This is a genomic window from Nocardia sp. NPDC049526, assembly GCF_044465765.1.
GTDB lineage: Bacteria > Actinomycetota > Actinomycetes > Mycobacteriales > Mycobacteriaceae > Nocardia.
In genome coordinates, this window is record NZ_JBITMA010000023.1 from 71,532 (window position 1) to 94,810 (window position 23,279).

General features: G+C 66.4%; 22 protein-coding genes and 1 pseudogene. 15 read left to right on the top strand and 8 right to left on the bottom strand.

What is annotated here, in order from left to right:
* The 4 genes from ACIBW7_RS40380 to ACIBW7_RS40395 all read left to right on the top strand — a co-directional run bounded on the left by ACIBW7_RS40380 (window position 1) and on the right by ACIBW7_RS40395 (window position 3,587).
* On the top strand, window positions 1–981 hold the full coding sequence (locus ACIBW7_RS40380; protein WP_397055957.1) for an NADPH:quinone reductase: 981 nt from the start codon (window positions 1–3) through the stop codon (window positions 979–981).
* Between the two features lie 248 nt (window positions 982–1,229).
* Window positions 1,230–1,634, top strand: coding sequence for a recombinase family protein (locus tag ACIBW7_RS40385; protein ID WP_397055959.1), 405 nt, complete (start codon window positions 1,230–1,232; stop codon window positions 1,632–1,634).
* Window positions 1,588–1,893, top strand: a complete 306-nt coding sequence (locus tag ACIBW7_RS40390; protein ID WP_397055961.1) for a recombinase family protein — start codon at window positions 1,588–1,590, stop codon at window positions 1,891–1,893. The genes ACIBW7_RS40385 and ACIBW7_RS40390 overlap by 47 nt, the downstream gene beginning before the upstream one ends.
* 788 nt (window positions 1,894–2,681) lie before the next feature.
* Complete coding sequence (locus ACIBW7_RS40395; protein WP_397056019.1) at window positions 2,682–3,587, top strand: class I SAM-dependent methyltransferase; 906 nt, start codon at window positions 2,682–2,684, stop codon at window positions 3,585–3,587.
* A 153-nt stretch (window positions 3,588–3,740) separates the two neighbouring features.
* Here the strand turns inward: ACIBW7_RS40395 and ACIBW7_RS40400 are convergent, their stop codons facing one another.
* A complete protein-coding gene (locus ACIBW7_RS40400) occupies window positions 3,741–4,340 on the bottom strand; it encodes a dihydrofolate reductase family protein (RefSeq protein ID WP_397055963.1) in 600 nt (199 codons plus the stop codon).
* A gap of 170 nt (window positions 4,341–4,510) precedes the next feature.
* On the opposite strand from ACIBW7_RS40400, the gene ACIBW7_RS40405 reads away from it, so the two are divergent.
* The gene (locus ACIBW7_RS40405; protein ID WP_397056021.1) at window positions 4,511–5,503 is read left to right on the top strand and encodes a sigma-70 family RNA polymerase sigma factor; all 993 of its coding nucleotides are present in this window, start codon (window positions 4,511–4,513) and stop codon (window positions 5,501–5,503) included.
* A gap of 261 nt (window positions 5,504–5,764) precedes the next feature.
* Here ACIBW7_RS40405 and ACIBW7_RS40410 read toward each other — a convergent pair whose 3' ends face one another.
* A complete protein-coding gene (locus tag ACIBW7_RS40410) occupies window positions 5,765–6,703 on the bottom strand; it encodes an alpha/beta fold hydrolase (protein ID WP_397055965.1) in 939 nt (312 codons plus the stop codon).
* A gap of 75 nt (window positions 6,704–6,778) precedes the next feature.
* On the opposite strand from ACIBW7_RS40410, the gene ACIBW7_RS40415 reads away from it, so the two are divergent.
* Both ACIBW7_RS40415 and ACIBW7_RS40420 read left to right on the top strand, forming a co-directional pair.
* A complete protein-coding gene (locus ACIBW7_RS40415; protein ID WP_397055967.1) occupies window positions 6,779–7,918 on the top strand; it encodes a glycosyltransferase family 4 protein in 1,140 nt (379 codons plus the stop codon).
* A gap of 42 nt (window positions 7,919–7,960) precedes the next feature.
* Window positions 7,961–8,830 carry a glycosyltransferase family A protein gene (locus ACIBW7_RS40420; RefSeq protein WP_397055969.1) on the top strand — a complete coding sequence of 290 codons (870 nt, stop codon included), beginning with the start codon at window positions 7,961–7,963 and terminating at the stop codon, window positions 8,828–8,830.
* On the opposite strand, the gene ACIBW7_RS40425 is transcribed toward ACIBW7_RS40420, so the two are convergent.
* From ACIBW7_RS40425 to ACIBW7_RS40435, 3 genes are read right to left on the bottom strand one after another with little or no spacing between them, the layout of a single operon-like run.
* The gene (locus ACIBW7_RS40425) at window positions 8,772–10,319 is read right to left on the bottom strand and encodes a CocE/NonD family hydrolase (protein WP_397055971.1); all 1,548 of its coding nucleotides are present in this window, start codon (window positions 10,317–10,319) and stop codon (window positions 8,772–8,774) included. The genes ACIBW7_RS40420 and ACIBW7_RS40425 overlap by 59 nt on opposite strands.
* A 24-nt stretch (window positions 10,320–10,343) precedes the next feature.
* On the bottom strand, window positions 10,344–11,129 hold the full coding sequence (locus ACIBW7_RS40430; protein ID WP_397055973.1) for a PIG-L deacetylase family protein: 786 nt from the start codon (window positions 11,127–11,129) through the stop codon (window positions 10,344–10,346).
* Window positions 11,126–11,884 (bottom strand): lysophospholipid acyltransferase family protein, encoded by a 759-nt coding sequence (locus ACIBW7_RS40435; RefSeq protein ID WP_397055975.1) that lies wholly within the window; start codon window positions 11,882–11,884, stop codon window positions 11,126–11,128. Before ACIBW7_RS40435 ends, ACIBW7_RS40430 begins: the two co-directional genes overlap by 4 nt.
* Window positions 11,885–11,922: 38 nt before the next feature.
* Between ACIBW7_RS40435 and ACIBW7_RS40440 the strand changes: the two genes are divergently transcribed.
* The 3 genes and pseudogenes from ACIBW7_RS40440 to ACIBW7_RS40450 all read left to right on the top strand — a co-directional run.
* Window positions 11,923–12,228, top strand: a complete 306-nt coding sequence (locus ACIBW7_RS40440; RefSeq protein WP_397055977.1) for a hypothetical protein — start codon at window positions 11,923–11,925, stop codon at window positions 12,226–12,228.
* Complete coding sequence (locus tag ACIBW7_RS40445; RefSeq protein WP_397055979.1) at window positions 12,198–12,698, top strand: hypothetical protein; 501 nt, start codon at window positions 12,198–12,200, stop codon at window positions 12,696–12,698. The genes ACIBW7_RS40440 and ACIBW7_RS40445 overlap by 31 nt, the downstream gene beginning before the upstream one ends.
* Window positions 12,699–13,447: 749 nt before the next feature.
* Window positions 13,448–13,795, top strand: a pseudogene (locus ACIBW7_RS40450) (dihydrofolate reductase family protein); the annotation flags it as partial.
* Between the two features lie 312 nt (window positions 13,796–14,107).
* On the opposite strand, the gene ACIBW7_RS40455 reads toward ACIBW7_RS40450, so the two are convergent.
* Together ACIBW7_RS40455 and ACIBW7_RS40460 are read right to left on the bottom strand one after the other, a co-directional pair.
* Window positions 14,108–15,337 carry an alpha-hydroxy-acid oxidizing protein gene (locus ACIBW7_RS40455; protein WP_397055981.1) on the bottom strand — a complete coding sequence of 410 codons (1,230 nt, stop codon included), beginning with the start codon at window positions 15,335–15,337 and terminating at the stop codon, window positions 14,108–14,110.
* The gene (locus tag ACIBW7_RS40460; protein WP_397055983.1) at window positions 15,334–16,137 is read right to left on the bottom strand and encodes an SDR family NAD(P)-dependent oxidoreductase; all 804 of its coding nucleotides are present in this window, start codon (window positions 16,135–16,137) and stop codon (window positions 15,334–15,336) included. The genes ACIBW7_RS40455 and ACIBW7_RS40460 overlap by 4 nt, the downstream gene beginning before the upstream one ends.
* Before the next feature lie 179 nt (window positions 16,138–16,316).
* Here ACIBW7_RS40460 and ACIBW7_RS40465 point away from each other — a divergent pair, with 179 nt between their 5' ends.
* From ACIBW7_RS40465 to ACIBW7_RS40485, 5 genes are read left to right on the top strand one after another with little or no spacing between them, the layout of a single operon-like run.
* Window positions 16,317–17,669, top strand: a complete 1,353-nt coding sequence (locus ACIBW7_RS40465) for an enolase C-terminal domain-like protein (RefSeq protein WP_397055985.1) — start codon at window positions 16,317–16,319, stop codon at window positions 17,667–17,669.
* A complete protein-coding gene (locus ACIBW7_RS40470) occupies window positions 17,666–18,748 on the top strand; it encodes a sugar ABC transporter substrate-binding protein (RefSeq protein WP_397055987.1) in 1,083 nt (360 codons plus the stop codon). Before ACIBW7_RS40465 ends, ACIBW7_RS40470 begins: the two co-directional genes overlap by 4 nt.
* A 31-nt stretch (window positions 18,749–18,779) precedes the next feature.
* Complete coding sequence (locus ACIBW7_RS40475) at window positions 18,780–20,300, top strand: sugar ABC transporter ATP-binding protein (protein ID WP_397055989.1); 1,521 nt, start codon at window positions 18,780–18,782, stop codon at window positions 20,298–20,300.
* Window positions 20,297–21,322 carry an ABC transporter permease gene (locus ACIBW7_RS40480; protein WP_387282930.1) on the top strand — a complete coding sequence of 342 codons (1,026 nt, stop codon included), beginning with the start codon at window positions 20,297–20,299 and terminating at the stop codon, window positions 21,320–21,322. Before ACIBW7_RS40475 ends, ACIBW7_RS40480 begins: the two co-directional genes overlap by 4 nt.
* 2 nt (window positions 21,323–21,324) lie before the next feature.
* Entirely contained in the window at window positions 21,325–22,557 is a 1,233-nt protein-coding gene (locus tag ACIBW7_RS40485; protein WP_397055992.1) for an aldo/keto reductase, read from the top strand.
* A 22-nt stretch (window positions 22,558–22,579) separates the two neighbouring features.
* Here the strand turns inward: ACIBW7_RS40485 and ACIBW7_RS40490 are convergent, their stop codons facing one another.
* On the bottom strand, window positions 22,580–23,248 hold the full coding sequence (locus ACIBW7_RS40490) for a FadR/GntR family transcriptional regulator (RefSeq protein WP_397055994.1): 669 nt from the start codon (window positions 23,246–23,248) through the stop codon (window positions 22,580–22,582).
* Window positions 23,249–23,279 lie beyond the last annotated feature (31 nt).

The following is a 23,279-nucleotide window of genomic DNA, read 5'->3' on the forward strand; positions in this document are numbered from 1 at the left end:
ATGCTCGCATCCTGGTACGAACGGCAGGGCCCCGCCGCCGACGTGCTGCACGTCGGCGAGCTGCCCGACCCCACCCCGGGCCCGGGCGAGGTACGCCTACGCGTCACCGTCTCCGGCGTCAATCCCGGCGACACCAAGAAGCGGCGCGGCTGGCTCGGCTCCTCGATGCCCTACCCGCGGGTGATCCCGCACAGCGACGGCGCCGGGGTCGTCGACGCCGTGGGCGCCGGGATCGACAAGCGCCGGATCGGGCAGCGGGTGTGGGTGTACGGCGCCCAGTCCTACCGGCCCTTCGGCACGGCCGCCCAGTACACGGTCGTACCTGCCGATCTGGCAGTCCCGCTGCCCGACCACCTCAGCGACGAGCTCGGCGCGGCCCTGGGCATTCCCGGCATCACCGCCCACCGCGCCGTATTCGCTGACGGCCCGGTCGACGGCAAGCTCGTGCTGGTGCACGGCCTCCTGGGCGGGGTCGGCTCGCTGGCCGCGCAGCTCGCTCGCTGGGGCGGGGGGACGGTGCTCGCCACCGTCCGGGGCAGCGCGGATCTCGCACAGGTCGACCCGGCTGTCGTGTCCCACGCCGTGGCGCTGGACCAGGACGATCCGGCGGCGGCGATCCGCGCGTACGCGCCCGGCGGTGTGCACCGGATCGTCGAGGTATCCCTGTCCGACAACGCTGATCTGGATAACGCCGTCGTCGCGAACGGCGCGGTCATCGCTGCCTATGCGACGCGTGCGGACCGGACCGAGATCCCCTTCTGGCCCCTGCTGTTCAACAACGTCGCTCTGCGCCTGATCGGCAGCGACGACTTCCCCGAAGAAGCCAAACGCCAGGCAGCGCGGGATCTCACCGCGGCGACCGCCGCGGGCGCCCTGACCATCGAGGTCGGCGACCGCTACGAGCTGGCGGATATCGCCAAGGCCCATGACCGTGTCGACGCCGGCAGCCGGGGCCGCGTCCTGGTCGCCCTCCCGCAGTGACCGCACCTGGTTCGTTCCACGGCCCGCAGGTGCGTCCCCCGGCTACCCGAGGCAAGTGGCCAGCGGTGCCAGGTGCGCGCGACGAAACGGCACAGCGAGCCTCATGGAATCAAACGATCGTTAGATGCACGATCGGCCCGACCCCGACGGATGCCCGATTCGACCCATCCCGATCGTGCATCAACCCGTGCATCAAAGGTGATGGCGCCGTTGACTTGATGCACTGGTTTGATCCACGCGCTCAGGGCGTGACGAAGCGCCCTGCGAAGCCCGACGCCCGACCGATCGACCACGGCCGCTTCGGATACGCCCGGGTCTCCACCCGGGGCCAGACCCTGGAGGTCCAGCTGGCAGCGCTGGACGAGGCCGATGTCACCGCGACCAACGTCTTCGCCGAGAAGCAGTCCGGCAAGGCGGGCAGTCCCCGTCCGCAGTGGGAGGACGTGCGCTCCCGGCTGCGCCCTGGCGACACCCTGGTGGTGAGCAAGCTGGACCGCATGGGCCGCGACATGCGGGAGATCATGGAGACCGCCTGGTCCCTGCAAGACCTCGGGGCCAAGCTGGAGATCTTGTCCGGGCCGCTCGCTGGCGTCTACGACCCCCGGGATGGGGCAGATCTTCTTTGCCGTTCTGGCTGGTTTCGCTCAGATTGAACGCGAGATGATGATCGAGCGGACCCACGACGGGCTCGCTCTGGCCGCCGCCGAAGGTCGGCACGGCGGCCGCCCCGTGGCGATCTCCAAGGACATGATGCGCGTCGCGCTTGGTCGCCGAGCTGACGGCGAGTCTGTCACCAGTATCGCCAAGGGATTGATGTACAAGACCGCCAGCGGCGAGGAGCGGACCGTTTCTCGCCGCGCGCTCTACAACGCGTTCAAGGCTTACGACGCCGAACGAGCCTCAACCGCGTAGGTGCCTGAGCAGCACCTTGTCTGCAAGATCGGGTCACGGCCCCTTTCTCACGTATTCAGTTCCCACGCCCTCTCTGCCAGCGTGTCCGTTGTGCTAGGGGGTGGGGTTCCCCGGTGAGGTGGGCGAGCGCGGATGCGACTTCGTTGATTGTTGCCGTGGTGGAGACGCCGGTGGGTCCGGCGCTGCCGAGGGCATGGCGGGCGAATCCGCGTGCGATCGCGCCGCCGTAGCGGCGCTCGACCCAGGTGGTTGTGGTGTGGCGCAGCCAGTGGATGGAGATGCCGTGGGTGATGACCCCAGGGCAGATATCGGCCGAGACGCTCGTACCGGCGCTTCGGTACCTGGGGGTTCCGCGGGTGCCCGGTCATGGGCATCGGCGTTGCCACACACTACTGGCAGGACGACTTCTGCACCGTGCTCGTTAAAGTCGCCCAGTCGCTCACCATCCGGGAGCCATAGACCGAACGAGCCGACCCCTTCCGGCGGTCAGAGCGTGAACCTGAGAACCGGACAGGACCACCGCTTCGCGCTCGTCGGGCACCAGTGTCACTCTGACGAGCAACTACAGTTACCAACTGGTTAAATGTGGCTCACGTACCGTTTCGTGCAGCGGTGAGGCTCGGTAGTCTCGGATCCAGATCCCACCCGAACCGGGGGATCCGGCCAACAGCCCGAGCGACGACTCCCCGACATCCGCGCGACGAAGGGCGGGTCCCATGTCAACTGCATGGGCGGCCGAAGGCACCGACACCAACACGATTTGCCTGCATGCCCGAAAGATCCGCACAGTGACCGGTTACGCCCCCGCCTACCGTCAGATCCCGTCCCGCGACCAACTGCCCGACGAGTTCTTCGCGCAGTTCCTCGACCCGACCCGCACCTACAGCTGCGCCTACTGGACTCACCCGGACGACACGTTGGAACAAGCCCAGTCCGCCAAGATCGACCTCGCACTGGCCAAATGCGATCTGCGACCGGGAATGACCCTGCTCGACGTCGGCTGCGGCTGGGGTTCGACCATGCTGCGCGCCATGGACAACTACGGCGTGAACGCGATCGGGCTGACGCCCAACCGCAACCAGCACCGGTACGTGCGCGACCGCCTCGTCGACCGGCTCTTCCGCGGATGCCTCTACGGCGGTGTGCGACGGCAAAGCTGGCAACAATTCGACCGCCGCGTGGACCGCATCGTCTGCATCGGCGCGCTCGAACACATCCCCCACCAGCGATACCCCGACTTCTTCGACTTCGCCTACCGGATAATGCCCGAGGACGGGGTGCTGCTGGTACAAACCGTCGTCGCCCATGACCCCCACCACGCGCAAGCGCACCAGACGCCCGTCCTGACGACCGACACCGAATTCGCGTTCCTGCGCGGCACCGTCTTTCCCAGCAGCCGGCTCCCGCTGCCGACCGGCCACAACCGCAGGGGAATCAGCGAGTACGCGCAAAACGCCGGATTCACCCTCACCCGCATCCAGGAACTGGGACCGCACTACACCACCACCCTGGACAGCTGGGCCACCGCCCTGCGCGAGCACCACGACCGGGCTATCGAACTCGCAGGGCAAGACACCTACGACGCCTACATCAGCTATCTGACCGAGTGCGCCCACCATTTCCGCCGTGGCCACCTCAACGTCATGCAGTTCACCTGTACCAAACCTGGCGCAACACAACCCGCCCCATACTGATCCCGGCCTCGACACCCCGTTTCGATGTCCCTCGAACCGGCAAGACTACATCGCAGCGGGTCCAGTGCGATGCCATCGAGGACTGAGGACGACCACCGCACCGGATCGTCGGCGATCCCCGATCCGGTGGGCGAGAACAATCCTCTACAGCCGTTAGCCCCGCGCGAATTCGTAGTTGTAGAACACCAGGCCGTCACCGAGCTGTCGGGTGTTTACCAGGTGCAGCGGCTTCGTGTCGCTGGTCTCGTCGAACAGACGCAGGCCGGTTCCCACCACGACCGGGAAAACCACCAGCCGCAGTTCATCGGCCAGGTTCTGTTCTATTAGTGTGCGCATGAGCTGATAGCTGCCGTAGACCAGGATTTCCCCGTCCACTTTCCGCTTGAGCTCCGAAATCTCCTTTACCGCATCCCCGCCCAGGACGGTGACGTTGCTCCACTGAGGATCTTCGAGAGTCGAGGACACCACGTACTTGGGGAGGCTTCTCACTCTTTCCGCCCACTCGGGGCTCACGCGGCCTTCCGCTTCATTGCGGGCTGTCATCCGGTCCGCGAACCACTCATTGGTCCGGCCGCCCAGCAGTATCGCTTCGACACCGACGGCTTCCTCCGTCTCGCGGGCGACCCAGTCTTCGAGGTCCTTGCTCCCCACGAACTGGTGGAACCAGCCGCCCCGCTCGAAGCCTTCCTGGCCGTCCGGGTCTTGGACCACTCCATCGAGTGTGACATTTGAGCTGATGACGATCTTTCCCATTTCCGTGCTCCTTTGACAATGGTGTCGGCTATCACTGGTCTAGACGCCGCGGCATCGGAAAAGGGGGCGCTGCGCGACCGCCCCGTTCGCGCCTTGGCCGGCGTCCATACAGGATGGAGCTGCACACAAGGAATGAGGTGGGGGGAGTGGAGTTGGCGAGAACGGACCTGATGTCGAGGGCGCAGGGCGGCGACAGCGAGGCATTCCGAGCGCTGACCGAGCCACACCGTCGCGAGCTACAGGTGCACTGCTACCGGATGCTCGGATCGTTTCAGGATGCCGAGGACGCTCTCCAGGACACGATGCTCGCCGCTTGGCGAGGTCTCGAACGATTCGATGGGCGCGCCTCACTTCGCACCTGGCTCTACCGCATCGCCACCAACCAGTGCCTCGACGCGCTGCGTTCTACTCGCCGACGTCCTGCGAAGCAGTGGGACATCCCGGGAATCGAACCACCGGAACCCACTGGATTCGGCGAAATCCACTGGCTCGAGCCCTATCCCGACGCCCTTCTGGACGGTGCGATCAGTGTGCCGCTCGGTCCGGAGGCGCGCTACGAGCAGACCGAATCCATTTCCCTGGCCTTTGTGACCGCCCTGCAGATCTTGCCGCCTCGCCAGCTCGCCGTCCTCATCCTGCGCGACGTCCTCGGATTCCACGCGAACGAAGTCGCCGACATGCTGGACACGACGGTCGAATCGGTCAAAAGCGCCCTTAAACGCGCGCGTGCGGGAATGCAGCGCCGACTGCCGGTGACTACTGCCCGAGAGCAGCCGCCTACTAGCGACTCACCTGCCGAGGACGCGATTGTGGCAAAGTTCGTCACCGCCTACGAATCTGCCGACATCGACGCGTTGGTGGCTCTATTGACCGACGACGTCTTCATGTCGATGCCACCGATGCCGGTGGAATACCGGGGCCGAGACAGCGTGGCCCGCTTCTGCGCATTCATTTTCGGCTCGGGCCGGCGATTCGAACTGGTGCCGACGCGAGCCAACGGTCAGCCGGCGTTCGGGGTCTACCGACACACCCCCACCGGCATCCACGGAGTCGGCCTCTTCGTCCTCACCCTCGTCGGCGACCGAATCTGCGCCATGACCCGCTTCGAAAACACTGTCCTCCCCGGATTCGGACTGCCGCAATCGCTCCCGAGTGCACAGTAGACCGCCTTCGAGTCATGCCAACGCACCATCCCCACACTGCCCCGACCAGCGGTTACGCCATATCGGCCCGATTTCGGGCGATACTACGGCGACCACAACTCGACACCGCAGAAGCCTGGCGCTCTCGACGATCGACAGCCGCGAGAAGGTGGAGTGGGAAGCCGTGGAACAACTCGCCACCGACATCATCGACACCACTCGGCACACCGTTTCGAGGCCGTAGCCCGGCCGCCGCCTCGGCCGCTCGACGCTACGTGACCTTCAGTCGTTGTCGGCGACGCCGACAATGCGATTGATCGGTTGGTCGCGATCGATTCGTTGCGGATGCTCGCGTTCGGTGATTCGCAGGATGAAATCGCGCAGCGCCTCGTCGATGATGTCGGGCCGGGTTATGGAGCTGAGATGGCCGGCGTCGGAGACCACGAGCACACGGGCACCCGGGATGCGAGCCGCCATGGCGGTCTTGTGGCGTAACGGGATGAATCGGTCACCGTCTCCGGCAATGACGAGTACGGCTGTCGTGCCCAGGGATTCGAGGCCACCGGAGTAGTCGCACAGGGCGGCATCGGCGAGCAGTGACAGCAGCGTCATCGTGCGCAGTGAGGTGATGAGGGTGCGCACGCGTCGCAGCGGGCCGGACCAAGGGCGGCGGCCGGACGGTCCGGTGCGTCCACCGGCGTGGCGGAGCCGATGCCGTCGTTCGGTGGTGTCGGTGAATGCCCGGCGCAACGGAGGCACCGTGAACCAGAGCAGCCGGACGACGACATGCGTGAGAAATCGCGGGAGCCGCAAACCTATTCGGCCCCAGTCACTCTCCACCGCATCCAGCAGGGCCACCCCGACTATGCGGGTGCCGAACAGTTCCGGCCGCTGCTGAGCCAGGGCGAGCACCGCGGTCGCGCCGACCGAATGCGCCACCACCACGACCGCGCCCGTGGGTGCCACCGCGTCGATGACCGCCGCGACATCCCGGCCCAACTGGCCGAGAGTTGCTCCGGCCAGCGGGGATTCGGCCGACTGGCCGTGCCCGCGGTGGTCGAACACCACCAGGCGGCCCAGATCGGCGAGGGTCTCGCGCTGGCGCGACCAGTAGATAACGGTGGTGTTCAGCCCGGTCACGAAGACGACTGTGATGTTCGCGGCGGGATCGCTGCTCTGCTCCGTGTGCAGGATGGTTCCGTCGTCGGCAGCTATCCGCATCGTCTGCGCAAATCCTCGCTCTGTTCTAGGGTTATTCGGAGTTTAACTGGGGGACAATCTCTTTCGCGAGGTGAGATGGTTCAGATCATCGTCCATATTTCGGATGTCTTCGCGCCGCGAATAGGTGGGATCGAACGACAGCTCGACTCATTGGCGCGCGCCCAGGTTTCCGCGGGCGGCGACGTGCATGTGATCACCTCGACACCGAGTGCCGCCGCCGATACCGCACCGTATCGAGTGCACCGGGTCGCGAAATCGCGATCCGTGGTCCGCGAGACATTGATCAGGCTGCGGCCGCACGTGGTGCACGTCCATCTGAGCGTCTACTCGCCGTTCGCCATCGCTTCGGTGAAAACGGCGCTATACCTGGGTATTCCGACGGTGATAACGGTGCACAGCATGTGGGATGCACCGGTGCGCGCAGTCTATCGTGGCGTCGCAGGTATCGGAGGCTGGCGGGACCGGGTGGTTGTGACAGCAGTGAGCGCCGTCGTCGCCGGGCAGCTCTCTCGCGCGCTGCCGGGAATCGGTAATACCGTGCTGGCCAACGGGATCACGGCGAGCGCCGCGTGCCGGGTCGCACGCGCAGACGCGGCCGTGCACATCGTGTCGGTCGGTCGGATAGTCTCACGCCGACAGCCTCTTCTGCTGTTGAACGTATTGCGTCGCACGCATTCTCGCCTGTTCGGGCAAGTCCCCGTTCGCGCCACCGTGGTGGGTGATGGCCCGTTGTTGCCCATGGTGCGCAGTTATGTCCGCGCGCACGCCATGGATGAGTGGGTGGAACTGGCTGGCACTCGCAGCGAGGCCGGTGTCCGCGAGGTGCTGGCCACCGCCGACGTCTATCTGAATGTGGCCGCCCGCGAAGCGTTCGGGCTGGCCACACTGGAGGCCCGCGCTGCCGGGGTGCCGATCGTCGCCCGGACCGGAACCGGTGTCGCCGACTTCATCGACCACGGGCGCTCGGGACTGCTGGCCGCGTCCAGAACGGAATTGGTCGACGCCCTGGCCGAGCTCTGTACCGATGCGCCCCTGCGGGATCGGTTCGCGGCGCACAACCGCTCGGCCGGGCTTGCCGACTACTCGTGGCCGGTACTGCTCGAGCGGCTGCAACGCTGTTACAACCTTGCCGAACACCGCTGCGCTGCACCGGAATCCCAGGTATATCGACTCGATGGACCATTCGACGCAATCCCGGACGGCGAGATCGCCTGACAAGACCTCGATGCCGGACGAACGAAATCCAACAGGAGCCGCATGATTTCACCCCTGCACGCAGCACGCATCGCCCGAGCCAACACCGACCATCTGCGCTGCCGCTTCGGCAACACCACCCTCGCCGGATTCGGCCACGACATCGCCCGTGCCGCACGCTTGTTCCGCCGCGATCCGGCACCGCGACCGCGCTCACCGCGACCGGAGCGCATCGTGGTCACCCTCACCAGCGTGCCGCAGCGCGGTGCTCATCTGCGTCCGGCGCTGCGCAGCCTGCTGGATCAGACCTGTCCGCCGGATCGGCTGGTGCTGGCCTGGCCGTACGAATCGCTGCGCACCGGCGCACCGTATCCGCAACCGCCCGCGGTGCCGGCCGGGGTGGAGATCCTGCGGTGCGCCGACCAGGGACCGGTCACCAAACTGCTGCCCGCGCTGCTCGCCGAGCCGGAGGCCCTGTTGGTGGTGGCCGACGACGACGCGGTCTATCCCGATACCTTCCTCGAGGATCTGCTCGCGGCGCACCGGCGGGAACCCGACGCGGCGGTGGGATTGCGTGGGTCGGAGGTGAGACCGGGTCGCGATCCACGCTATCTCGACCACGTCTACGGCACGGCCGTGTCCGATCATCGCCGGGTCGATGTGCTGATGGGCATGTGGGGTTATCTGATCCCGCCCGGCTGTTTGGACTCGGGCGTGCACGACTTCGACGGTTGGCCGGATGAAGTGCGCTGGCAGGACGACGTGTGGATCTCCGCGCATCTCGCGCGTCGGCAGGTGGCCCGGCATGTGGTGCCGGTGCGTGGTGTGCCAATCGAGTCTCGTGCCGCGTTCATGGGGGCGTTGCATCACACCGTCAATCGCTCAGGTCACAACGAAACGGTGGCGCTGCGGACGTTCCAGGACTGGTGGTGAGAACCGGCAGGGTTACCGTCGACGGTGTCTGGAACCCGTAGTGAATCCGGTGTGCGGCCGGGTTCGGATGGGCGGCGTAGCGTGGCGCGGCGGCCCCGCACACCTGTAGGCGCAGTCGGTGTCCGGACTCGAATCTGTGTGCCACTGGCCATAATTCGATGATGGTCCGGTTCGCGCCGGGGGCTTCGCTGCGTCGGATGCCCTCGCACACAGTGACCGACCGGCCATCCGGGTGGACGTCGCAGAGTCGAGCCACCAGATCGGAGGGGTGGTATGTGGAGTCGGCATACAGCTCGACCGTCACCGACCCGGTCACCTCCACCGCATCGGCTAGGGCGGGGCCGGTGTAGATGAGCACGTCCGGCCGCTGCTCGATCCTCCGGCTGTCTTGCGGCCGGGAATCACCGACGATGACCGGGCCGCGCGGCGCGGGCGTCGGGTCGGCGGGATCGTAATGGAAGACATCGGTCCCGGCTGCCGCGCCCGGCTCCGGGTGGAGAGCGCCTGCGGGTGCGAGGTACCAGCATTGGGTCAGGGTGCCCGGCGGCGGCCAGTCGGCGTAGTCGCGCCATTGCCTTGCCCCGGTGACGAATACGCGCACCGGCAGATCTCGCAGTGCCGCGTCCATGCCGCGAAGGTGTTCGCGAAACCATTGGCGTGCTTCACGATTGGCGGTGACCATTACGCGCGGGTCGTAGTGCGACCACGGGCCGATGGTCAGCTGTGGCCGTCCGCCCGCCGCGCGCAGGGCGGCGTAATCGGCCAGTTGGCCGGTCAGGAAGATATCGTACCAGCCTGCGACGAGGTGCACCGGCGGGATGCCTCGCCGGGTGTGCACGTCGCTGTGATCCAGCGCGGTGTGCAAAGGGTTGGCGGCTGTGCTGTCGGCGATGACCGCCTGATAGAACGGGACTGTCCGGCCCCCGGTCGCTATGTCGAGATCGGTTGCGGGAATGCCGGATCGGATGGCGCGGCGGGCGCGCGTCGGCACGGCCAACGCGGAGGCGAAACTGTGGTTGCAGCACCAGATCAGCAGCGATTCCAGTGCGACCGAGCCGCCGGTGAACAATGCGCCCGCGATCGAGGAGGAACCGACATGCACCGACATCGCCCGTAGTTCGGGCACCTCCGCGGCCAGCGCCCAGTGGCAGAAGCCCATGGCGCTCATACCGTGAAGCGCCAGCTTGCCGTCGAACCAGGGTTGCGCGCGCAGCCAGTCGATGGTGTCGAAACCGTCGCGCCGTTCGGCGGCCAGTTGCAGCGCATCGCTCGCGCCGCGCGACTCCTGCACCACCACCTGTAACCCCTGCCGGCCGAAGAACTGTCCGTAGAGGTCACCGAGCGGGCGGCGGCCCATGGGGGAGCGCACCAGGATGGTGGGGGCCTTGGGATTCCGGGCCGGGTAATAGCGATCGGCGAACAGCCGTACACCGTCGGACATTTCCACCGGAATGTCGCGTTCGATCCGAATACGCTGCGGCAGAGCCACTTTCCTCCTCATAGCTGCACCCGGTCAGGACAGTGGATGAGTGCGCACACCGTCGCCGGATGACATGTCACGCCGCACGAACCATTCGGTGCCGAATGCCCAGCCGAACAGCGGCGGCGGGACGCGCAGCAGCATCGCGAGGGTACGCGCCGAATCGCCGCCGCCGGTCTGGCTGGCATGCGCGGCCATGCTCGCGCGTTTGGCCGCCGCATATCGGGCAACCGACACCCGATGTGTGATCTCGGCCGGAGGCACATACGACCTGGTCAGCACATCAGCGTCGATGGACCGCAGGCCGCATGCCCGTGCGGTGCGCGCGGCGCGGTACAGCAGGGTGCGATCGACGGTCGCCTCCAACACGATCGGGGTGCCCGCGAGCCGGGCCGCAAGCGCGCCCACTCGGTGCAGATGCACATGGTCGGGATGGCCGTAGCCGCCCGCCGGGTCGTAGATCGTCACCAGCCGTGCCCGCTCGGCGTTCAGCAGTTCGGCGATCCGGCCTGCCACCGATTCGACCGGCACGCCGCAGAATCCACCGGGAGCCACGCCGCTCAGACCGGAGTCGGCGTACCCCAGGAACTCTACCCGTGCACAGCCCAGTACCCGCGCCGAGGCCAGCGCCTCGGCGCGCCGCACCGTGCCGAGATCCCGGGCGACGGACGCGCCCGGATCGGCCAGCCCCGCGCCGCCGTCGGTGGCGAAGACCAGCACCACCCGGTGGCCTTCCGCGCTCAAGCGCGCCATGGTGCCCGCCGTCAGCAGGGCCTCGTCATCCGGATGGGCATGCAGGAATACGCAGCTCGAACTCACTCACGCTCCTCGGCGGCGTCGAGGGCGGCCGCGCGCTCCGGATCCGGTGCGGTGCCGCCCAAATGGCACGGCTGCCACCACTGGCCGCTGCCGTCATCGGGGTAGGTGCGCTGTGCCTCGTCCAGCAGTTGCTGCATGCGATCTCCCAGTATGGCCGTGAGCTCGTGCGGGTCGGCCGCGTCGGAGGCCGAGAGCGGCTCGCCGATCAGTACGGTCACCGCTACTCTGCGGCGGCCGAGGTGTCGAAACCCCTTGGTGTACAGACGCTGCGGACCCCACAATGCCATAGGGACAAGTGGCACGCCGGTGGTGAGCGCGAGCTGCGCCGCGCCGAGGCGCAGCCGCTGTACGGTGAACGAGCGGGCGATCGTCGCCTCCGGGAACAGGCCGACAACCTCGCCGCCGCGCAGCCGATCCGCGATCTCCGCGGAAGTGCCGCCTCCGGGCCGAATTCGGATGCAATGCAGGCTTCGCATCAGCGGCCCGTACAGCCGGTGTTCGAACTGCTCCGGCAAGCCGGCGAAACGCACCCACCGTCCCGCTCGCGCGCCCGGCAAGGCGACGCAGAAAGGATCCAAGTAGGAGATGTGGTTGGCGGCGATGATCGCGCCTCCCGCTGCTGGAATGTGTGCCCCGCCGCGAATGTCGAGGCGGATCCCCATGACTCGAATGGCGAATTCGGTCGCGGCAAGGGTCCAGTGATAGGTGCGGTCGCCGTGTGTCCTGGCCACGCGGCGGCGAAAGTACCTGAGCACCAACAGATCATAGGAAATGTGCGATACCGTGGCGACTCATGACCGAGACACTGGATCCGACCCAGGAATCCACCGATCTATCCACCGATCGGCCGATTGCCCAGGCGCACAGCAGAAGTCCGGTACGGCAGCTCGTGGCGCAGTGCTCGATCATGGCCTATCGCAGCCTACTGATGGTCAAACACAACCCATGGCGGCTGATGGACGTCACCCTGCAACCGGTCATCTTCCTGGTGATCTTCACCAATCTGTTCGGCGGCGCGCTGATGGGCGGTGTCGCCGGATATCTCCCTGGATCGTCCCTGGTGTTCTGGTGCAGGTCGTCGTCGGCAGCTCGGCGGTGACCGGCATTCAACTCCGTGAAGACATGAATACCGTTGTGTTCCCAAGTTTCCGATGGATGCCGATCGCTCACATCGCCCCCTTGGCCGGAGCGCTGCTGGCCGACGGCGTCCGCTACATGGTCGCAACCGCCATGGCCATTCTCACCGGCCTGGCCCTGGGCTACCGCCCCGACCCGAAGGGCGCCCTGATGGCGGCGGCCCTGACCATCACCTGCGCCCTCGCCCTGAGCTGGATCTTCGCCATCTGTGGCCTGCTCATGCGCACTACCGCAGGCATACAAGGGCTTTCGACTGACATCGGCCACCGCGTCGGCGCGAACTCGGGGCCGTTGCTCGCCTTCCCTGTTTTCGTGGCCTGCCAGGAGACGCCCCCGGCCTTGAGGATCTGCCGCAGCACATCCGCGAGTTTCGACAGGCTCCGGGTAGTGAACGGCCAGCCCAGATCACGGGGGCGGCACCGGGCGATCTGACAGATCCGATCACGTGTCCTCTGATCGGTCTTCGCCGGCCTGCCCCCTTTCGATTTTGGACACCGTTGGTGAATGCACGGCTCGGGCGGTGCATATCACGGTCGCCGGATTCGGGGTTCGAGCCGTCGGCCACGCGGTGAACTTGGTTCCGATCGCCGATCTGCCACCGGTGAACGTGTCCTGCTGTGGCGCTGTACCGACACCAATCCGCTGGTCGAGGCATTCGGTGCGATCGTTGCCGGGAACGCATCGTCCGATGCGCAAGAAGGCCTTGTTCAGCTTCGACGATGACCAGCACAATCGGCGAAGCGCATGACGATGGACAGGAGTAATCGGTGTCATCTTCTCTAGCAGACAAAGTGGCCTTGGTGACGGGGGCGTCTCGCGGGATCGGTCGTGCGACTGCTCTGGAGCTGGCCGCGCAGTGCTGAGCCTCGTCGCCAATCGTGAACGGCTTGTCCTGGAGAGGCGGCGGCCATGGGCGACTCGATGGTCGCGAGTCGTGGAAGATCGCGGATACCAAAGGGGTCCATCTGGCACAAGCCGGATGGCGCCGTGGGCGGACTTCGACAAACTGGCCCTATGCGCTACGTCAGCCGAGTCCCTGCCGCCCGTGGATCGGTTCATCGACGATATCTACTGCCTGACGGGGATGCCGCGGCACCGACGGATGAACGTGCCGCCGATGCCGTCGGCGCATTTGTTTCTCAACCTGGGTGGGCCGATTCGGCTGTGGGATTCGGATTCCTGGCCGCCCGGCCGCAGGCGATCACGTGGTTGTCGTCTCACACCGTCCCAAACCCGAAGGCTGGCACCCCGAAGCCTCCTACCATTTCGTTGACGGCGTGACCGCTGCGATAGCCAAGGCCCGCGAACTGTCCGGCGACCGAACCATCGCCGTGAACGCCGGCGAGGTAGGCGGCCAGATCCTCGCCGCCGGCCTCGTCAACGAAGTAGCGATGGACGTGGTACCGGTCGTATTCGGTTCCGGCAAGCCCTATTTCGGCAGCATCGACGGTCAACACCGGCTGGAAGATCCGCACTTGATCATCCATGGCGAGGGCGTACTTCACCTGAAGTTCAGAGTCCGCAACTAGCCCGTACGCACGGGCAACTCGCGCACAATGCCACTGCGGTCTACACGCTCAAACGGCCGTCGCGCTAGCACCGGAGTCGTCGGGCATCGCGGAGCGATTCAGCCCGCGTCGCACCAATGCTGGGCAGGCGCGTTCGACGTAGTTTCTCATGCAAATGCGCTTCACTGAAGAACGCGCTGGGGTACGGCGCGACAGTCGGCGAGATTATCGAGGTTATGGAGATCGCGAGAATGCATCGGGGTAGCGCGGGCATGGTGGGGTTACGACCTGGCTACATCGAGCCGACAGTCAGTAGACGGGTAGCGGTGCCGATTACCTCGGGCGCTGGTAAAGCAGGCGGACGTGGGCGGGTTCGAGTTCTTGTATGGAGCCGACGCCCAGGAGTTTCATCGTGCGCGTGAGCTGAGTGCGGAGGATGTCGATGGCGCGATCTACGCCTGATTCGCCTCCGGCCATCAGGCCATAGAGATAGGCGCGGCCGATCAGGGTGAAACGGGCGCCCAGGGCTAGCGCGGTGACTATATCGGCGCCGTGCATTATGCCTGTGTCCAGGTGGATTTCGAGGTCGTCGCCTACCTCGTGGACCACCGAGGGGAGGAGGTGTAGGGGGACCGGGGCTCGATCCAGTTGGCGGCCACCGTGGTTGGAAAGGACTATGCCGTCTACGCCCAGGGCGGCGAGGCGTTTGGCATCGTCGACCGTTTGGACGCCCTTGACGAGGATTCGCCCCGGCCAGCGGTCGCGGATCCAGGTCAGGTCGTCGAAGTCGACGGTGGGGTCGAACATGGCGTCCAGGAGGTCGGCGACGGTGCCGGACCAGCGGTCCAGGGAGGCGAAGGCCAGGGGTTGGGTGGTGAGGAAATCGAACCACCAGCGGGGTTTTCGGATCGCGTCGAGGGCGCCCGTGAGGGTTATCGAGGGTGGGACGGTCATGCCGTTGCGCGCGTCGCGGAGGCGGGCGCCGGCTACTGGGACGTCGACTGTGACTACCAGGGTATCGAAGCCTGCCGTGGCGGCGCGGTCGACCAAGGCCAGGGAGCGGTCCCGGTCTTTCCACATGTAGAGCTGAAACCAGTTGCGGGCCTGGGGATTGTTGGTGGCGGCGGCCAGGTCTTCGATGGCTGTGGTGCCCATGGTGGAGAGGGTGAAGGGGATTCCGGCTCGGGCGGCGGCTCGGGCGCCGGCGACTTCGCCTGCGGTGTGCATCATGCGGGTGAAGCCGGTGGGGGCGATGCCGAAGGGCAGCTGGGAGGGTTTGCCGAGGATGGTCGTGCTGGTGTCGATGTCGGCGACGTCGCGGAGGATGGCTGGGCGGAATTCGATGTCTTGGAACGCTTGTCGGGCCCGCTGGAGGCTGATTTCGGCGTCGGCGGCGCCGTCGGTGTAGTCGAAGGCGACCTTGGGTGTGCGTTTGCGAGCCAACTCGCGCAGGTCCCAGATGGTTTGGGCGCGAGCGAGTTTGTGGTCGAGGCCACCGAAGGGGCGCTCGAACTTCACCAACGGCGCGAGGTCGCGGTATTTCGGGATGCGGCGTTCGGTCACCGGATCGGATTCTCCTGTTGCTCGGCGATATTCGGGCGGCCATTGGGCGCACGCAGCCGGAGTGAGTGCATGCCGCCGTCTACTTCCAGCATGACGCCGGCGGTCGAAGCCGCGTGTGGTCCGGCGAGATACAACACGGCGGCCGCGACTTCTTCGGGGCTGACCAGCCTGCCGTGCGGCTGACGCGCTTGGAGCGCAGCGAGTTCCGCGGCAGGATCAGGGGCAGCGGCGAGCAGGCGTTGCACCCAAGGGGTGTCGACCGTGCCCGGATTCACGCAGTTGACTCGAATCCCTTCGGAGAGGTGATCGGCCGCCATGGCGCGCGTCAGTGCGAGGATCGCGCCCTTGCTGGCACTGTAGGCCGCGCGGTTCGGCAGGCCGGTGGTAGCGGCGATCGAGCAGGTGTTCACGATCGCGGCGGCGGGCGAGCGGCGCAGGTGAGGTAAAGCGGCGCGGGAAACCCGCACGGCACCGAGCACGTTCACGTCCAAGACGCGTTGCCACTCGTCGTCGGTATTGTCCTCGACGGTTCCTTGGGCACCGATGCCCGCATTGTTTACCACGATGTCCAGGCGGCCGAATGCGTCGGCGGCGGTCTCGATGGCCGCGCGCACCGAATCGTCCTCGCACACATTGCATGCCAACGCCAGGCCATCGCGTCCGACCGGTGGGCCCGGCCGCAGATCCAGCACGGCCACCCGCGCACCAGCGAGGCCGAATGCGGTCGCGATCGCCCGGCCGATGCCGGATCCGCCGCCCGTCACCACGGCGGTCAGCCCGTCCAACTCCCCATAAGTCATACCGACCTCATCCGTGCACTGATCCGATGTTTACAGCTTCGGAAGATAACACCACTCGGCGAACGTAACCCTGCATTCGGCCTATTTCCTGGTAATTAGCCGGGATCAACAACCCTTGTGTTCCTAGACATCGGATGTATAGTCGTGACCCAGATCACTTCTGACAGCAAGGATCACGCATGGCCTTCATCACGGCGCTGGACACGCTGGATATTCGGTTCCCGACGTCGACCCAACTGGACGGCTCGGATGCCATGAACCCCGACCCCGACTATTCAGCGGCCTACGTGATCCTGCGCACCGACGATGCGGCGGTCCCGGACGGCCACGGCTTCGCGTTCACCATCGGGCGCGGCAATGAGGTGCAGCAGGCCGCTATCCAGGCCCTCGATCATCTGGTGGTGGGCCGCTCGGTCGACGAGATCACCGGCGATCTGGGCGGTTTCGCGCGTAGCCTGACCGATGATTCGCAGCTGCGCTGGCTGGGCCCGGAGAAGGGCGCCATGCACATGGCGATCGGCGCGGTCGTCAATGCCGCCTGGGACCTCGCCGCCAAACGCGCGGGAAAACCTGTGTGGCAGTTGGTGTCGGAGATGAGTCCGGAAGACCTGGTGGCGCAGGTGGACTTTCGCTACCTGACCGACGCCCTCACCCCCGACGAGGCCCTGACCATCCTGCGCGAGGCCGAACCGGGCCGGGCCGAACGCACCGAACGCCTGCTGGCCACCGGGTATCCCGCCTACACTACCTCCGCCGGCTGGCTCGGCTACTCGGATGCCAAGCTGACCCGCCTCGCCCAGCGAGCGGTCGCCGACGGATTCGGCACCATCAAGATCAAGGTCGGCCGCGATCCAGACGAGGACGTGCGCCGGGTCATGCTCGCGCGACACGCCATCGGACCCGATATCGGCCTGGCCGTCGACGCCAACCAACGCTGGGGCGTCGATGAAGCGGCAGAATGGATTTCGCGGCTGGCTCCCGCCGGGCTGTCTTGGGTCGAGGAACCCACCAGTCCCGATGACATCCTGGGCCACGCCGAGATTCGGCGCCGCGTCGCGGGGGTGCCGATCTCCACCGGCGAACACGGCCAGAACCGCATCCTGTTCAAACAGCTACTGCAGGCCGGCGCGGTCGACATCCTGCAAATCGATGCCGCCCGTGTCGCCGGTGTCAACGAGAATCTCGCAATCCTGTTGCTGGCGGCCAAGTTCGGGGTTCCGGTCATCCCGCATGCCGGCGGGGTCGGGCTGTGCGAGCTGGTACAGCACCTGGCGATGATCGACTACATCGCCATCTCCGGCACCATGCAGGGCCGGGCCATCGAATACGTCGACCATTTGCACGAGCATTTCCGCGATCCCGTCCGGGTGGCCGACGGACGCTATCTCACCCCGCGCACCCCAGGTTTCAGCGCCGAGATGCTCCCGGACTCGCTCCGCGACTACACCTTTCCCACCGGCGCGGCATGGCTGAAGACGACCACCTTCTCAGCAGTACACCAGGTTTCGGCGAAGGAGCACGAACTCTCATGAACACCAGGATCATCGGCGCGGCAGTAGCCGCCGTACTGGTCGTCGCCGTGGCGGCCTGTTCCCGCGAACAGACTTCCGGCGGCGGTCCCGCCGTGGCCGTCGGGAAGGGCGCCGACAACGGTGTACTGGTCGGCGCGGACCAGCCGCGCTCGGACACCGACTTCTGGAGCGCGTACGCCGGTTATCTCGGCCCGAAAGCCGCCGCGGCCGGGGTGAGGCTCGAGAACACCTCCTCCGACAATGACTCCAACCGGTTGAAATCCAATGTGGACACGCTGCTTTCGAAGGACGTCAAGGCGATCATCATGGCGCCGCAGGACACCGCCGCCGCGAAACCGGCGCTCACCGCCGCCGCCGGTAGGAACGTGCCGGTGATCAGTGTCGACACTCGCCCCGACAGCGGCGGTGCGTACATGGTGGTGCGGGCCGACAACCGAGCCTACGGTGCGAACGCCTGCACCTACCTCGGCGAAACCCTGCACGGTACCGGGAAAGTCGTGGAATTCCAGGGTGATCTGGCCTCGATCAACGGCCGCGACCGCTCCCAGGCGTTCGCCGACTGCATGCGGACGAAATACCCGAATATCAAGGTGATCGAAATCCCCACCGAGTGGAAGGCCGACAAGGCCACCTCGGGCCTGCAGGACAAGCTGCTCACCGATCCGGATATCAACGGCATCTACATGCAGGCCGGCGGCGCATTCCTGCAGTCGACGCTGGCATTGCTCAAGCGTACCGGCAAACTCGTGAAAGCCGGTCAGCCGGGTCATATTTCGATCGTGTCCAATGATGGCATCAAGGCCGAGCTCGACGCCATCGACGCGGGCGATATCGACGCCACCGTCTCGCAACCCGCCGATCTGTACGCGCAGTACGCCGCGATGTACGCGAAAGCGGCAGTGGACGGTAAGAAGTTCACTCCCGGTCCGACCGATCACGGCTCGACCATTGTCGACACCGGCGGCGGCCAGCTCGAGGATCAGCTCCCGGCGCCGGTCGTGACCCGCACCGGCGGCAAGGTCGGCGATATGGACACGGTGGCGAGCACCGATCCCGCGCTGTGGGGCCGCGGGCGCTGAACGGATCGACACCCTAGCGATGGAAAGCGCAGTGCCCGAGATAGTTTCACAGCAACAACCGGATGGTCCACCGGTGGCCGAGGCGATCGGGGTGACCAAGCGCTTCGGCCGCAATATCGCGCTCGATCGCGTCGGATTGCGCGTCACCGCCGGCCGCACGCATGCGCTCGTGGGGCGAAACGGCGCCGGGAAGTCGACCCTGGTGTCGATTCTGACCGGACTCGCAGCTCTTGATGAGGGGGAGGTGCGCTTCCAGGGTCACCCGGCGCCTGCGCCCGCCGACCGGGATGCCTGGCGGTCCCGCGTGGCATGCGTCTACCAGCACTCCACGATCATTCCCGACCTGTCGGTGGCGGAGAATCTGTTCGTCAATCGGCAGGGTTTCGGTGGGCGCCTGGTCAATTGGCGCACGCTGCGGACGCGAGCGCGGGAGCTGCTGGATACCTGGTCGGTGCCGGTTGCGGTGGATACGCTCGCCCGCGAGCTGTCGGTGGAGCATCGGCAACTGGTGGAAATCGCGCGCTCGCTCTCGCATGGCGCGCGGTTCATCATTCTCGACGAGCCGACCGCACAGCTGGACGGTCCCGCCATCAAGCGCCTGTTCGCCAGGATTCGGGACCTCCAGCAACAGGGCGTGACCTTTCTGTTCATCTCCCATCATCTCGACGAGACCTACGAAATCTGCTCCGACGTCACGGTTTTCCGCGATGCCCGGCATATCGTCACGGCTCCGGTCGCCGAACTGGCCAAGCCTGCGCTCATCGCCGCCATGACCGGCGATTCGACGGATTTGGAAACCGCGGTGCCACGACAGACCCCCGACGCCGCCCGCGCACCGGCATTGAAGGTGGAGAAGCTCACGCGCGTCGGCGAATTCGACGAGATCGACATCGACGTGCGCCCAGGTGAGATCGTCGGACTGGCCGGCGGCGGCAGCAGCGGACGCATCGAGATGGCCGAGACCATTGTCGGATTACGCAGGGCGGCAGGCGGATCGGTACTGGTGGCGGGCAGGCCGCTGCGCGGCGGCGGGGTGCGGGCGGCGCGCGAGGCCGGGATCGGATTCGTGCCACGCGATCGTCACGAGGAAGGGCTGATCCTGTCCATGAGCGTGGCCGACAACGCCACCCTCACCGTGCCGCACAAGCTCGGCCCGTTCGGCCTGCTGTCACGGCGCAGCCGAGATGTGCTGGCGGGCACCGCCATTGCGGAACTCGATATCAAGACCGAGAGCCCGCAGCAGAGCGTCGCCGAACTATCCGGCGGCAATCAGCAGAAGGTGGTGTTCGCCCGTGCCCTGGCCACCGAACCGCGAGTGCTGGTGCTGATCACCCCCACCGCGGGAGTCGACGTGCGCTCCAAGGAAACTCTGCGCGCGGTGGTGCGCGCCGCCGCCGATCGCGGCACCGCCGTCCTCGTCGTCTCCGACGAACTCGACGATCTGCGCGATGCCGACCGAGTGCTGGTCCTGGTGCAGGGACGGCTCACCGCCCGCTTCGACAAGGGCTGGAACGACCGCGAGCTCGTCACCGCCATGGAAGGACTGCTATGACCCGGACCGCGACCGAACCCGGTGCGCCCACCGCGGCCCCGCCGCACCGGGCGCGAATCCACGTGCGCTGGAGCGCATTCCGCGATCTGCTGCTGGTGCCGCCGATTCTGCTGGCGCTGGTGGTCGGATACTTCATCAATACCAACTTCGTCTCGACAGCCAATCTCACCAATGTGCTGAGCACCATGAGCGGTATTTCGCTGCTGGTGCTGGCCGAGGTGCTGGTGCTGGTGGTCGGCCGGATGGACCTCTCGCTGGAATCCACCTTCGGCCTCGCGCCGGGGGTGGCGATCTGGGTGACCATGGGCACCACCGAGGTCGGCGCGTTCACCTGGGCGTCGCCATGGATGAGCATTCCGATCGCACTACTGGTGGGCGCGGCGGTCGGTGTGGTCAACGGCCTGCTGATCGTGCGCTTCGGCCTCAACGGGTTCATCGTCACGCTGGCGATGCTCATCGCCCTGCGCGGGCTGCTGACCTTCCTCACGTCCGGGTTCACCTTGACCAAGATTCCGGACTCGGTCGAATGGCTCGGCAATGCACGAGTTCTGGGCCTGCCGGCGAACGTGCTCATCGCCCTGGCATTGTTCGTGATCGGATATCTGGTGCTGAACTACACCACGGCCGGGCGGGCACTGTACGCGGTCGGCGGCAATGAGGCCGCGGCGCGAGCCGCCGGTATTCGCACCGATCGGGTGGTCATCGCCGTGCTGGTGATCGCCGGGGTGCTGGCCGCGGTCGGCGGGCTCATCTACTCCGGGCAGTTCGCCAGCGTCCAGGTCAGCCAGGGCGACGGGATGATCTTCAATGTGTTCGCCGCCTGCGTTATCGGCGGCGTGTCACTCAATGGCGGGCGCGGGTCGGTGGTGGGCGCGTTCTTCGGAATCCTGATTCTCACGCTGATCCAGAAGCTGCTGTCCTACGGCGGGGTAAGCGCGGATTCGCTGAAGTTCATCAATGGGGCGCTCATCCTCGTCGCCCTGGTCATCACTCGCATCGCCAGCGGACGGCGGCAGGAGTGAGCATGCGGATCGCCTTGCACACCAGACTGAAACCGGGTGCGGAGGCCGAGTACGAGGCCGCCCATCGCGCGGTACCGGCCGACCTCGTCGCGGCCATTCGCGCCGCCGGTGCGACCGGCTGGACCATCTGGCGCAGCGGGTTGGATCTGTTCCATGTCATCGACTGCGACAGCTATGACAAGCTACTGGCCGTACTGGCTGGTTTGCCGGTGAATATCGCCTGGCAGGCTCGCATGAGCGGGTTCACCGATGTCCCCCATGACTATTCGGCGCCGGAGGCCGGTTTGCCGGTGATCTGGGAGCTGAACCCGCGACCGCGCGCCGAGGTGGTGCTCGGTGGCGCGGGGTATGCCGGGCTGTACCGTTCGGTCGACGAGGATGCGGCGCAGGAGGCGCTGAAAGCGGCGTGGGCGGCTGGGATTCGGAGTTTCGATACGGCACCGCACTACGGCGGCGGGCTCGGCGAGGAGCGCCTCGGCCGGTTCCTGCGTGAGCGAAACCGTTCGGAGTTTACGGTTTCCACCAAGGTGGGGCGGTTGCTGTACGACGACCCGGACGCGCCCGACGGGGCCGATGAGTTCTACGGTGCGCCCAAACGGTCACGGCGGCTGGACTATTCGGCGAAAGGCGTACGGCTGTCGCTGGAGCAATCGCTGATTCGGCTCGGGCTGGATCGGGTGGATCGGATGCTCGTACACGACCCCGAGGCGCATATGGACCAAGCCCTGGGCGAGGCACTGCCGGAGCTGGAACGGATGCGGGACGAAGGGCTGACCGCTGGAATCGGTATCGGCGTCAATCACGTCGAGACCGCATTGCGGTTCGTGCGGGAGTCGGCCATCGACACCGTCATGATTGCCGGGCGGTACTCATTGCTGGACCGCCGAGCCGAGCAGCAACTGCTGCCCGAATGTGCGGAACGTGGGATCCAGGTGCTCGTCGCCGGGGTGCTCAATAGCGGAGTGCTGGCGGATCCCTTCCGGCAGGCCACCTTCGACTACCGCACTGCGGACTCCGCCGTCGTCACCCGCGCGCGGGACCTGGAGCGGCGGTGCACGAAATACAGTGTGCCACTGCGGGCGGCGGCCATGCAGTTCCCGCGGCGGCATCCCGCCGTGACGGCGATCGTGCTCGGGTCCGGTACTCGCGCGGAGATCGATGACAGCATTGCCATGCTCGATCTGCCTGTGCCGGAAGAACTCTGGTCCGAGCTAGAGGATCAGGCGCTGTGGTGAATCGAGCACCGCGATGAGCCGCTCACTCCACCGCCCGGCCCAGCCATTCCATCACCCCGGCCACATGCGCCAGCGCCCGCGCCTGCGCCAGTTGCGGGTCATGCGCGGCGATCGCGTCGCAGATGCCGCGATGCTCCGCGACCGTGCGCTCGAACGCGCCCTCCTCGGTGACGCCACGCCAGATCCGTGCGCGCGTGGTCGGCATGGACAGCGAATCCAGCAGCGAGGCAAGGACTTTATTGCCGGAAGCAGTGGCGATGGCGGCGTGGAAGCTCAGGTCGAGCGCGACCAGATCGGTCACCGACGCACTGCCGGGCTCGACCAGGGTGCGCAGGTGGGTGATCTCCTCGTCGGTCATGCGCTGCGCCGCCAGCGCGGTCGCGGCGGGCTCCAGAATCCGCCGCACGCCCAGGATGTCGAGCACGGAGTCGTCCTGATGAAACTCCAGCAGGAAGCTCATGGCGTCCAGCAGCGAATTCGGCTCCAGGCTCGCCACGAAGGTGCCGTCGCCCTGGCGCACGTCCAGGATTCGCACCAGCGAGAGGGCGCGCACCGCCTCTCGCAGCGAACTGCGCGACACCCCGAGCTCGGCGGCCAGATCGGCCTCACGCGGCAACCTCGATCCGGGCGTCAGATCGCCCGAGACGATCATCGCCTTGATCTTCGCAATCGCATCGTCGGTGACCGACAAACCGGTTCCTTCACTTTCGAGAATGTGAACA

Excerpts from the sequence above, each read along its gene's own strand:
- ACIBW7_RS40390 (WP_397055961.1), top strand. The coding sequence starts at position 1,588 with ATGGGGCAGATCTTCTTTGCCGTTCTGGCTGGTTTCGCTCAGATTGAA.
- ACIBW7_RS40470 (WP_397055987.1), top strand. The coding sequence starts at position 17,666 with ATGAACACCAGGATCATCGGCGCGGCAGTAGCCGCCGTACTGGTCGTC.
- ACIBW7_RS40420 (WP_397055969.1), top strand. The coding sequence starts at position 7,961 with ATGATTTCACCCCTGCACGCAGCACGCATCGCCCGAGCCAACACCGAC.
- ACIBW7_RS40440 (WP_397055977.1), top strand. The coding sequence starts at position 11,923 with ATGACCGAGACACTGGATCCGACCCAGGAATCCACCGATCTATCCACC.
- ACIBW7_RS40405 (WP_397056021.1), top strand. The coding sequence starts at position 4,511 with ATGTCGAGGGCGCAGGGCGGCGACAGCGAGGCATTCCGAGCGCTGACC.
- ACIBW7_RS40480 (WP_387282930.1), top strand. The coding sequence starts at position 20,297 with ATGACCCGGACCGCGACCGAACCCGGTGCGCCCACCGCGGCCCCGCCG.
- ACIBW7_RS40410 (WP_397055965.1), bottom strand. The coding sequence starts at position 6,703 with ATGCGGATAGCTGCCGACGACGGAACCATCCTGCACACGGAGCAGAGC.
- ACIBW7_RS40485 (WP_397055992.1), top strand. The coding sequence starts at position 21,325 with ATGCGGATCGCCTTGCACACCAGACTGAAACCGGGTGCGGAGGCCGAG.
- ACIBW7_RS40415 (WP_397055967.1), top strand. The coding sequence starts at position 6,779 with ATGGTTCAGATCATCGTCCATATTTCGGATGTCTTCGCGCCGCGAATA.
- ACIBW7_RS40460 (WP_397055983.1), bottom strand. The coding sequence starts at position 16,137 with ATGACTTATGGGGAGTTGGACGGGCTGACCGCCGTGGTGACGGGCGGC.
- ACIBW7_RS40400 (WP_397055963.1), bottom strand. The coding sequence starts at position 4,340 with ATGGGAAAGATCGTCATCAGCTCAAATGTCACACTCGATGGAGTGGTC.
- ACIBW7_RS40380 (WP_397055957.1), top strand. The coding sequence starts at position 1 with ATGCTCGCATCCTGGTACGAACGGCAGGGCCCCGCCGCCGACGTGCTG.
- ACIBW7_RS40465 (WP_397055985.1), top strand. The coding sequence starts at position 16,317 with ATGGCCTTCATCACGGCGCTGGACACGCTGGATATTCGGTTCCCGACG.